This window comes from Candidatus Phytoplasma mali, assembly GCF_000026205.1.
GTDB classification, from domain to species: domain Bacteria; phylum Bacillota_I; class Bacilli_A; order Acholeplasmatales; family Acholeplasmataceae; genus Phytoplasma; species Phytoplasma mali.
Window position 1 is genome coordinate 18,490 of the sequence record NC_011047.1, and the last position, 12,221, is coordinate 30,710.

Here is a 12,221-nt window from a genome sequence, read left to right on the forward strand (position 1 = left end):
AAAATCTTTATGTTGCAACGAAGTGTTACATTTTTTTATTGAAAATTATTTATTTAACGGAATAATAATTTGGTATTTAATGTTTTATAAAAAATATAATTTCTAATAAACTTCTTAATAACAATAATTAATTTATTAAAATTAATTTAAAAATAGCCATTATCATTATTTTTTGATAAAAACCATCTTAACCCCTATAAGAAAAATATCGATTTTTAATAAAAGCTAATACATAATTATAAAAGTAAAATAAAATTGTTAAAATGATAGACATTAATAAAACTAAAAAATAACCTTGTCCACCTTCACTTGTAATATTAAAAATACCTTTGTTCATAGGATCAATAAATGAATAAGGATATTTAGTATTTTTGTTAAATAAACCTTGAAATAAAAAAAAGTAAAAATAAACTAAAGGTTGAATTAAGCTAATATAAACTTTTTTCATATCTATCGGTGGAATATTTTTAAAAAAATAAAAAATAGTATATAAAATAGGAATTATAGTGTGATGATAATGATAATAAGTTTCTAAGGAAAAACTGAAATCTTTAAGTTCTGTTGGACAAACAATAGTATGATTAATAATTGCAGTAAATAAAATAGATGTTAAAGTAATAAAAGCTAAACAAGAAAATTTAGGATTTTTTCTAAACGAAGTAAAAAATAAAGTCATTGTAATTAAAACTAAAATATTACTTTGATTAGTATAATAATAAATTAAATCCAACCATGTCTTAGAACCTTTAATAGATGATTTTTGATAAATATTTTTTAATTGTATAGTAAAAATAATATAAACTATTAAAATTAAACCCATTGCAAATAATATTTTAAAAACATTATCCGCGCGATGTTTAAATAATTTTTTAAATTGATTTTTCATATTCATTAAATTTCTTTCTTTATTTTTTTTAAAATTAACTTTAAATATAAAAATTATGAAATTAAATTTTTCTATCCAAATATTAAATAATTAAAAATATTAATCTTTAATTAAATAAATATTTATCTTCTAAATATTTTAAAAAAGTATATGGATTAACTTCTTTTTCACCTGTCAATTGAAATAACATTTCTTCACTAGAATAAAGAGAACCAAAATTTCTAAAGTTTTGATTTAAATATTGATTTAAATTACTAAATTCTCCTTGAATGAAATCATTTTTAATGTTAGGATAAATAGTTTTAATTTTTTCCATAACCATCGCGGCTATAATCATACCGTTAGCATAACTTGGAAAATAACCAAAACAACCTGCTGACCAATGAACATCTTGTAAACAACCTTCAGTAAAATTTTTGGGTGAAATACCTAAATAATCTTGCATTTTTTGATTCCAAACGGTTGGTAGTTCATCTAAAGATAATCGATCATTAATTAATAATTCTTCAATTTCAAAACGTAAAATAATATGCAAACAATAAGTAACTTCATCAGAATAAATCCGAATGAAATCAGGTTTAACTTGATTAGCGGCTAAATATAAATTTTCCGTTTTAAATAAATCATCATTTAAATTAAATTTTTGACTTAATAAATTAGTTAAATAATTTAAAAATTCTTTCGATTTACCAACTTGTTTTTCCATTAATAACGATTGACTTTCGTGAAATTGAAAACCTCGAGCATTACCAACAGGCTGATTTTTATATTTTTCAGGTAAATTTTGTTCATACAAAGCATGACCTGTTTCATGTACGGTAGCATAAAAACTATTCAAAAAATTGTCTGCAGAATAATGAGTAGTTAAACGAACATCATGAGGAGTACCACCGCAAAAAGGATGAGCGGATTCATCTAAGCGACCCTTATTAGTATCGAAACCTAAAGTTTGCATAATTTGATAATTAATTTTTTTTTGTTGTTTAATTGGTAAAGAAATTTGTTGATATAAATGTTTTTTTAATTGTTGTTTTTTTAAAATTTCTTTAATTAAAGGAGGTAATTTTTCTTTTAAAACCGCAAAGGTTTTTTTGATACTTTGGACTGTCGTTCCAGTATCATAAAGATCAATTAAAGCATCATATAATGATAAACCCAAAGCTTTAGCACGAACTTGAGCAATTTCCTTAGTATATTTAATAACTTCTGATAAATAAGGTTTAAATAATTCATAATCATTATTAACTTTAGCTTTACGCCAAATTAAATCAGCTTGATTAGTGGCTAAAATCAATTTATTTTGTAATTCTTCAGAAATAATTTCTTTATTTTTAATTGTTAAAGCTATTTCTTTTAAATTAACTTGTTGCCATTGATCTAAATCTTTAATTTCTTTTTGAGCTTCTAAAAGCCAATTTTTATTTTCTTTCGAAATCAATAATTTACGAATAATATTATTTAAAGTAATAATTTCTTTAGTTCGACTATTTTCTGAACCATTTTTCATATTACAAGCAATATCCCAACTTAATAAATTTAAAATATTACCTAAATGCCCAATTTCTTCAAATCTTTGTTCTAATTTATGATAATAAAAATTCATTTTTTTCTCCTGAAATTAAATTTTAATTTACATTTTTTTTAAATAAAAAAAATTAACCTAAAAAATAAAATCATGATTATTAAATCAAAAAAATAATCATTATTATAAATATTATATATTTTTTTATAAAATTTCAACTATAACAAATAAAAAAATAAAAAAAACTACTTTTTTAGAAATTATTAATAATAAATAAGAAAAATAAATAAAAAAACTACTTTTTTAGAAATTATTAATAATAAATAAGAAAAATAAATAAAAAAATAAGAACTAAATGTTTAAATTTTTTTTAATTATTTGAAAGAAATTTAAACATTTATATTCTTATTTTCGTACTAAAAATATTTTTTTTAATTTTAAAATATTATATTATTGTCTATTTTTATTTTTAAAAATTTTAAAAGCGATAAAACCTATAGTAACCACAAAAACAATAGTTATAACATATATCCACCAAGAAATTCCTTGGTCTTGAGTTGTTGCTGTTGTTTGGTCTTGAGTTGTTGTTTTTTGTTCTTGGTTAGTTTTTGTTTTAGTTTCTGTAACTTCCAACGGAATTACTTTTGTATTACTAAAATTTAGTCCTGTACGATTTCCGTCTATATCTATTGTTTTACCTGATAAAATTAAATCTTGTTTTGTTTCAGAAAATTTTATTTCCAAATCTTTTGATTCTAATAATATCATAGGATTGTGTGTTTTAATAAAATCAACAATAAGTTTATATTTGTTAGGATCTGAGTTGTTTGAGTTTTTCATTGTGTTAAATTGTTCTTCTGTTAATGTAATTTTTGTTGTTGATGACGGTAAAAAAATGTCATTAAGATTATTACTAAATGTTAATTGTAATTCATTTTGAACAAAATCACTTTGATTTTCAGTTTTTACTTTTAATTTAAATGTTTTTAATCTATAATTCCAGTCTCCTATCTCTACTTTACCTGATAATGCTGCCGGTATATTATTAGTAATAACTGATGAAAATTGGTCATTTTTAACTGTTTGTTGGTCTGTTGAAACATCCCATGCTTCAAATCTTACAGGTCCCACAGTTAAAGAATTATGATTTTTGTTTTCAATTAATTTTTTTAAATCTGTTTTTTGTAATGATTGTTGATTTTCGCCTGATGTATTTTGATTTTGTCTATCGTCCCTGTTGTTATTTTTTGATTGGGATGATTTTGTTGAATCTTCATCAACTACTTTAACTTTCAATGTAGTCATTTTACTATTAATCAATTTATAACTTTTATTTTCTGGTGTACCAGTGTTTTTACCTTTTAATATAACGTTTTTTGTTGATGAATCAAAATCTACATCAAAATCACTCGCTAATAATTCTGTAAAAGGATTTAATTCTTTAATATTTTGAAAAATAAATTCGTATTTTGCTGATTTTTTAATACTTTTATTGTTTATTTCTTCATATTTTTTTGTGTCTATTTCGAAATTGTCTAACAATTTAAGTCTTTCAAGATCATTATCAAATGATAATTCTACTAGATCATTGTTTGCAGACAAAATTGTTGTTTTCTTGCCTGTATTTAATAATTTTATTTTAACTTTTTTATTTGTGTCGTCAAATGTAATTCCATAATCGTCTTTTGTTATTGCAAGTAATTTATCTTGATTGTCTTTTGTTGGTAATATTTTTGTTATCAAATATGTTTTAATTTTTTCTTTTTGTGCTTCAGTTGTTAGTGTTGCGTTTGCGTCTGTTGTCTCTTTTTTTATAGGACCAATATATAAACTATTGTTATTTTTTGCTTTAATAAATGTTTCTGCATCTTGTAATGCGGGCGAAACATTTAAATCAATAGTTTTTTCTCCTCTAAAATTTAAAAATTCACTTTTATCGTCTGCTTTTCCTTGAGTTTTACCTGATAATTTAACTTGTTTCACACCATTGTTATTAACAGTAATTATTGTAAAATTTTTAAATTCTTGGTCATCTAATTTTGTAAAAGGATTTAATTTATTTATATCCTGAATAATTGTTTTAACTATTTCTTTATATTTGTTATTGTGTGTTTGATTTGCTTTTCTTTTTTGTGATTCTGTTGATTCTAAATCTTCAAGTAGACCTTTTTCCAATATTTCAAAGTCTGCAAATGCTAATACAGTTTTTTTGTCTGTTGATGTTGTTGGAACTCTAAGTTTAGTAAGATCATTAGAAAAGGTAAATGCTGTTTTTGCATCGTCTCCTTCTAAGAATAAAGTTTTTTTGTCTTCTTTCACTTTTGCAACAATTTTTAAATCTTTAATTGTTCCATCAGTTACTTTTAAAACACCTGCTGCATCACCTTCAGCGATTTCTACTGAAAGGTCATAATTGTCTTTTATACCATCTATTTGGTCAAATTCTGTTTTTAATAATGATTTTATTGCATCTATTTGGTCTGATTTTATTGTATATGTGTTTGGTGTTGATTTACCATCAAATACCTTATGTTCTATAGGGCTAATTTTTATTGCTCGAGCATCAACTAATGCTTTAAAATCTTTTTTTTCAGCACTTATTGGAACACTAACAATAAATGCCAAAAACATTAAACATATCGCAAAAAAATAAAATAATATATTTAAATTTTTTTTATTTTTAAAATTCGATGTAAACATAAAACTTTTTTTTACTCCTTTATATTTCTTAATAATATTATTATTAATAAAAAAAATTTAAATATATTATTTATTAACAAAATAACAAATAAAAAAATAAACATACTAATTTTTTTATTATATTCTTTAAGTATAATTATAAAAAATAAAAATTCAAGTAAAATGCAAAAAAATAAATTGATCTTATTTTTTTAATATCTGTTCCCAATCCATCGATCAATTATTAATTTTAAAAATTTTTCATCAAAAATCTGAAAAATAGTTAATTATACTAAATTTCATCTAAAAGAACAGCTAATTTATAAAAATTAATCCAACTAAAAAAATTACCAATTAATAAAGGTAGTGCCAAAATGAAATAATAAATTTTTAAAAACATTGCATTCAAAATTAAATTATGATTAATAAAAAAAATAATAAACAAAAATAAAAAAGGTAATACCAAAAAAGTTAAAAAATACATTTTAATAACGAAAAAATGTCTTTTTTGAAATTCTGAAAAATGAATATCATGCTCTTCTTGACGAATAATTTTGGAGATTACTTTTTTTTCTAAATAATCTAAAAAAATAAAAATTTTTAATCTATTATAAACATATAATACCCAAGAAACTATCAATATTAAAAAAATTAAAAATATGATCAATAAAATAGAACCTAAAATAATAATACGATCTATATTGAGAGTATCAGTCGTCATCATCTGCAAAATAAATTTATTTAATGCCAATTCTTCAGTAGGAGCATAAAAACAAATTTTAATTATCAAAATAAATCCTAGTAAAAATAAACCCCAACTAATCAAATATCTTTTAAAAAAGAGACGTTTAGAATCTAAAAACATATATTTTTTTTTTAATTCATCACATCTGTGATTAACAATTACATCATTTAAAGTCCAAGTTAATAAAAAAAATAATTTTAAATAAAAATGAAAAACATTAAATGATGGATCAAAAAACTTCAGACCTATCAATATCAAACTCATTAAAGTCAAAAATAAATTAATAAAAAAGATTTTTTTAAATTTATTTAAAATCAAATTTTATACCTCCAAATTCATCAAATATATTTTTATTTTCCCAATGAAAATAATTAAAGATAAAAAATTATCATTTAAAAAATTTCTTTAAATTATAATTATTATAATCAATTAATGAAATCAAAATGAAAATAATGCTAAAATAAAAAAAATCAATAATAATAAATATTAATATTTATATTTATAATTGAGTTATTTTATTAACTCTGATTGAAAGAAAAACTAAAAAAAATAAACCTGGTAAATAAAAAAATGATATTTTTTTCCGAAGATAAAATAAAAAGAAATCTCCTGTTTACTCAACTATCAAATAATTAATATTGGAGTAAAGAAATTTTTTAAAGTAATATTGATTATCTTCTTTTTATGGATTATAAGACTGATTAAAAATATTTTCAAAATTAGAAGATTAGTTAATTATTAACTGTTTATATATATGATGCTTTATGAAAATAAATTAATGATGTATTATCAATTCTAAAAAATATTTTCTTATTTAATAAATTTATTTTTCCGAAACCAATTTAATTGACACTGATTTCGAGATTCAATTTCATATTTTAATCATCATTGACAAATAAAAAAATAATAAATTAAAAAAGACTAGCTCGATCATAGCTAGTCTAATTATTAATGGTTTAATTTGAAAAAATCTCAAACAAATCAAAAAATTTATCAATATTAATAACATCATCATACTATTTTAACTATCAACAATGTTGTTGTTATTAATTAATTTTATTAAGATGTATAAAAATATTGAAAACTTAAAGACGAAATAAAAAAAATCATTGGTCCAATAATACGAGTAGTAATGTTCATTAAAGGCAATAAATCTAGTTTTTTACTAATAGTGATAATTCCGCCAAATTCTGGAGAATCACCAACACTGTGAGAACCTAGACCGGCAGTTAAGGCAGCTTCTAATGCATAAAAACCAAATTTTTTCGCCAGTAAAAGAGAAATTAAAGTTACTGTTAATAAAGAAGTTAAAACTAATAAAATTATCTTGGATGCCGTTAAAGCTGCTAATAAAATTTTCCAATTAGTAGTTAAACTAAAACCAACCAACATAGGAGCAGCAAAATTAGTAGTCATAAATTTACCAGTTTGAATCAAATTCCCTTGAAAACTGATAGGCATTAAATTAAATAATTTAAAAATAAATAATAAAATTATCATAAATACTAAAACAAAATCGTTATTTTTAAAAAAGACAAAACTTAATACACGTCCCAACATATAAAAAGCAATCGCTATTAACAATCCTGTTCTGATATCGGACAGTTCAAATAATTTTTTATTTTTATTTGTCAAATCACTTTTATTTTTATTTTTAATATATTCTAATTGACCTTGACCATTTAATTTCGTTTTATTTAAATAATTACACAATAAACTCGTGAAAACAATCGCCAGTATACGAGTTAAAATTAAAGGAGCAATTAAAAATGCACGTAATTCAAAGTTATTTATTTTCGATGATACTCTTCCGTACAGACCATTAGTCAGACCATTAACACCAAAATTAACTCCCCCATTAGTTATAGGAACAAAAACATAAAAAATAGCATCTAAGAAGGAACCTTTGGAAATAAATCCTTTAGGAACTGAAAAGTGTAATAAATGTCCTATTCCTCCAACCAATAAAAAAGCAACCGTAACAGAAATTAAAGTTAAAGGAAGAAATTTCTTCATAGATTTTTTTAATAATTTATTATCAATGCTAAAAATACTACCTGCAATTACTAAAAGAATAAAAAAATGAGGAAAATTAATACCTTTATTAAAAAAATCTTCATGAAATTTTTCTACTAATTTCGGTGATATTACCTTTTGATAAACTAAATAAGAAGGAACTAAAGCACATAATAAAAAACTTAGTCCGAATTTATTCAAAAAAGGGATCATATTACCGACAAAATGTAAAAAAATACCTAAAACCATACATAATAATAAAGGTGTAAATAATTGTTGATAATATGAAGCAGTATTTTGTTTAAACATATAAACATTTAAAACACAAATAAACATTAAACCTAAAAAAAATAAAGATTTTAAACTAAAAATTTCATATTTGTTATTTTTATTTTTTATAATATTGGCTTCTTTCATTTTAATTTCTTCACCTTTTCGATTTTTATAATAATTTTTTTTAAAAATTCAAATTTTAATAAGATCTTATTCAAAATATCTTACTAATAATTATATGATAACATTTAATTTTTAAAAAAAACAATATTTAATTTTTATCATCACAATATAACAAATAATCTTCATCTTTAACATTAGGTTTTCTAAATAAATTTTTTAAAATTAAAAATTTAAAAATATTGTCAATGAAAAAAAAAATAATTTAACTTTAATTGAAAAATATGAAAATAAAATTCATCAAATACTGTTCAATTAAACTTAAAAATAATTGATAAAGAATTTAAAAAAATATCAAAGATAACTAATAATGAAAAATTAAATCATTATCATTAAATAAAAAACTACAAAATTAACCATTAGTAAAAATAATTAAATTTTGTAGTCAATTAAATCCAAAATATTAATCTTCTATAGTTTTGATTGTAAAATCAATTTCTAATTCGATGTTATCAACATTTTTTGAGATTAATTCTTTAATTATAGGATATTCTTTTAATATTTGATAATTTAAAGTTTGTTTAAGGTCTAACTTTAACTTGGGATTTGTTTCTCCTGGTTGTTTTGAAGCTTTTAAAATAACATCATCGATTTGATTTGTTGAATTTTTAAATAATGGTGTTTTTAAGAACCAATCGTATATGTAGTGTTGGTTAAACAAATTGTTTGAAATATTTTTTTTTTCATTTGATGATTTGTCGTAGTATGAAATGTTTTTTATTGCAAAATAATCTACATGAACTTTAATATATTCCTTAGAAGAAACTTGATCATCTAAAAAAACTTCATATTCTCGCGTAATTATTGAATCTTTTATTTGTGGTATTGTTTTTGAAATAGAAGTTTTTGTTGTAATTGGTATTAATTCTGAGTCAGTTTTATTTGAATCTTCTGATGGTTGAAAATTTTCTAAATTAACGGGGTTATTAGTTAGATTTACCTTAAAATATTCTGAAATCTCTGTGTCTGTCGGTGGTTGTATCGGTTTTGGTAATTTAACACTCACTTTATATTGAAGACTTTTTTTATGATTTTGTAAACCATAACAAAAAATTGTGAAAGCAATAAATAAAGGAATTATTAAAAATAATTTTAATAATTTATTTTGACTATAGATCATATTTGACTTTCCCTGATTAAACATAATTTTTAAATTATAATATTGTCTATTTAATTATCAAAATCATATTTATATTTTTTTTAAATTTTATAAAAACTTTAATTAATCAAATTTAACTACTTTTGAACAAATATTTTATTTTTTTATTTGTTATTTTTTAATCTTCTAAAAAGAAAACTTAAACTTGATCTAATTTTTTTGATATTGTAAATGATTTAAAAAAATGTCCAAATGTTATTTATAAGACACCTATGATAAACTAAAACACTTTGATAGTAAATATCTTTATGTCTTGATATTCACTGTTAAATTTTTTCAATTTAAAACTTTGTTTTTTAATTAATGATTATCAAATCATGTTTGAATTAATTGTTTTTATGATGATAAATTTAGACTAAATAACCGATATTAACCACTATTTTATTTTATTTTTTACGTTTAAAAATTGCATTTGGTTGTTAATGTAGTTTTAAAATTATAATATTGTCTATTTAATTATCAAAATCATATTTATATTTTTTTTAAATTTTATAAAAACTTTAATTAATCAAATTTAACTACTTTTGAACAAATATTTTATTTTTTAAAAAGTCTAAAAAAATGCAACACTTCGTTTTTTTTATTTTGCTGAATTATTTTGTAATATCAAAATTGTTTGAAATCGAAAAATTTTGATTCTAAATAATGATGAGTACGTGGTTGTATAGGTGTAAATTCTATAGTTTTAGTAGGTGATTTATAATCTTCTTTAGAATCAAGATTTTGATAAATAATAAATTCAAGTATTTTATTGTAGGAATCTTTTTCATTAGTCCTATAAGCTTTTTTGAATGATGATGAGTTTTCTGAATCCATTTCTTCTATTTGTAAAATGTTGTCATCGTTATCCTTCCATTTCTTGACAAGATCAATTCTACCGTTAACAAACCTTTTTGTATCTGTATAAACTTTACAGACAGATAATTTATCTTCCCAAACAACATCAACAACTTGTTGAATAGTTGGATTATCAATTGTATGTTCCTCTTTATCCTTTTTATATAACAATTTAATAGAAGGAGAAGGCAATTTAGAAGGCAATTTAACCGATAATTGATATTTTGTTTCCCGTTTATGAGCAGGTTGTTGAACACCATTAATGGTTATATAAAGCATCAAAAATAAAAACATTAAAAAAAATAAAAAAATCTTTTTTTTTAAAAAAATTTTAAATAAAGTCATATCCCACCAAACCTCTATTTATCATCAATTTAAATAACAATCTATAACCACAAAAACATCTCTCTATATAAAAGAATTCAAATTCTATATAATATGATTTTTTTATTTAAAGTAATTATTTTTTTGGGGAAGTCTTTGTTTCTATCCATTCTATAAAATTATAATAATACAATATTTTAGGTAAAGCTTGAAATCTAAACAAAATACAAGAACCGTTAATTATTAAAAGTAAAAAATTTAAAAAAATTAAAATTTTTAAATCTAAACTAAAAAATATTGGTGTTGAATTATCACTTTTATTTTTATTCATATCGATTTTTTTCCTAATAAAATAAATTTAATTAATTAAATATTCAAAAGATATATAACTTTAGTTATTAAAAAAATTAATACCAAACAATATTATTTTTTTATCATACAAAAAACCATAATCCGAATTAAATATTTAACTTATTAAAATATATCATTTTAAAAAAAATTTTACAAATATAAAGCAATTAAAAATTTCCGGTAATGAAATGTTTTCTTTTTCTTTGATATCTGTTAAAATTTTAAAACTGAATTAATTGGTTAAAATAAAAAAAATCAACAAAACTCAAACAGAGTTGTTGATTGAATGACATTATTTAATTTAAATAACTCAAAGTTGGTGTTCAAAATACTTTTTAACTAAACTTAAGTTATTTATAGAAAACAAACTATTTTAATGTTCCAAATAGTTTAATTTAAAATTATTTTTTAAACCAAAATAGAAAAATAATCAAACATATAATCAAAATCATCGCTACTGGAATAATTAAAAAATAATATTTCCGAGGAAACTGATTTTGATGCATACTACTAAGCTGTTGAAGATTATGATCATTATTTTCATTTACCGAATATGAAAATGATTCTGGAATACTGTTAAAAGGGTGTGGTGTTTGATCATTATTTTTTTCCAATGTTGATATTTGAGTTACTGAGGTGATACTATTCGGAAATATCAGTTCTTTTAAACTTTTATTAGTAAAATGTACACCATCTCTATACAACTTTTTATAAAAACCATTAAAAATTTTATTTTCATGAGTAACAGGGTCTTTTTCTTCTAAATGTTCGTTCGAAAAGATAACTTTATCATGAGTTTCAAATTCAATTTCAATTAATTTCAACTTAAATAAGATTATAACTGGCACAGGGTTCACATGATTAGATTCGGTATCATCCATAAATTTAGTTTTTATATTAATAACTTTCGTAAAAGATGATTGATCTTGGTTAATTCTTAAATCTAAATAATATCTGTAAACTGGCGAAAATTCCACTTCAATTATAAATTGATTTGGTTGTCTCACAAATAGTGTTAAAGTAAAGTCTTCATGCTTTAAATCTTTATTTTGTTCAACGAAAGAAGAAGGAAGCGATAAACCAACTGAATGGTTATTATTATTTAAAACAGTCGCACTTTCTTCACCTTTAATAAAAATAAAATTTAAAAAACTGACAATCAATAAAAATATTATAAACTTAAATAAAAATTTTTGATTAATGATAAACAAATTTAATATCCTTTTTTCTAATAAAATTATTACTATTA

Annotated in this window: 9 protein-coding genes; all 9 read right to left on the reverse strand. The window is 21.1% G+C overall.

Translation table 11 applies throughout. From position 1 onward, the window contains the following. Positions 1–187: 187 nt before the first annotated feature. On the reverse strand, positions 188–886 hold the full coding sequence (locus ATP_RS00080; RefSeq protein ID WP_049821837.1) for a hypothetical protein: 699 nt from the start codon (positions 884–886) through the stop codon (positions 188–190). A 106-nt stretch (positions 887–992) separates the two neighbouring features. Beyond that, a complete protein-coding gene (locus ATP_RS00085) occupies positions 993–2,489 on the reverse strand; it encodes a carboxypeptidase M32 (RefSeq protein ID WP_012504174.1) in 1,497 nt (498 codons plus the stop codon). 369 nt (positions 2,490–2,858) lie between these two features. Continuing rightward, a complete protein-coding gene (locus ATP_RS00090) occupies positions 2,859–5,108 on the reverse strand; it encodes a hypothetical protein (protein WP_012504175.1) in 2,250 nt (749 codons plus the stop codon). A gap of 271 nt (positions 5,109–5,379) precedes the next feature. Then, positions 5,380–6,150: a hypothetical protein gene (locus tag ATP_RS00095; RefSeq protein WP_012504176.1), complete on the reverse strand. Its 771-nt coding sequence runs from the start codon at positions 6,148–6,150 to the stop codon at positions 5,380–5,382. A gap of 741 nt (positions 6,151–6,891) precedes the next feature. Beyond that, entirely contained in the window at positions 6,892–8,265 is a 1,374-nt protein-coding gene (locus ATP_RS00100; protein WP_012504177.1) for a 2-hydroxycarboxylate transporter family protein, read from the reverse strand. A 439-nt stretch (positions 8,266–8,704) separates the two neighbouring features. Next, positions 8,705–9,421, reverse strand: coding sequence for a hypothetical protein (locus ATP_RS00105; RefSeq protein WP_041186046.1), 717 nt, complete (start codon positions 9,419–9,421; stop codon positions 8,705–8,707). A 645-nt stretch (positions 9,422–10,066) separates the two neighbouring features. Then, positions 10,067–10,642 (reverse strand): hypothetical protein, encoded by a 576-nt coding sequence (locus tag ATP_RS00110; RefSeq protein ID WP_012504179.1) that lies wholly within the window; start codon positions 10,640–10,642, stop codon positions 10,067–10,069. A 115-nt stretch (positions 10,643–10,757) separates the two neighbouring features. Then, positions 10,758–10,952 (reverse strand): hypothetical protein, encoded by a 195-nt coding sequence (locus ATP_RS00115; RefSeq protein ID WP_012504180.1) that lies wholly within the window; start codon positions 10,950–10,952, stop codon positions 10,758–10,760. A 421-nt stretch (positions 10,953–11,373) separates the two neighbouring features. Further along, positions 11,374–12,135: a hypothetical protein gene (locus ATP_RS00120; protein WP_148208572.1), complete on the reverse strand. Its 762-nt coding sequence runs from the start codon at positions 12,133–12,135 to the stop codon at positions 11,374–11,376. Positions 12,136–12,221 lie beyond the last annotated feature (86 nt).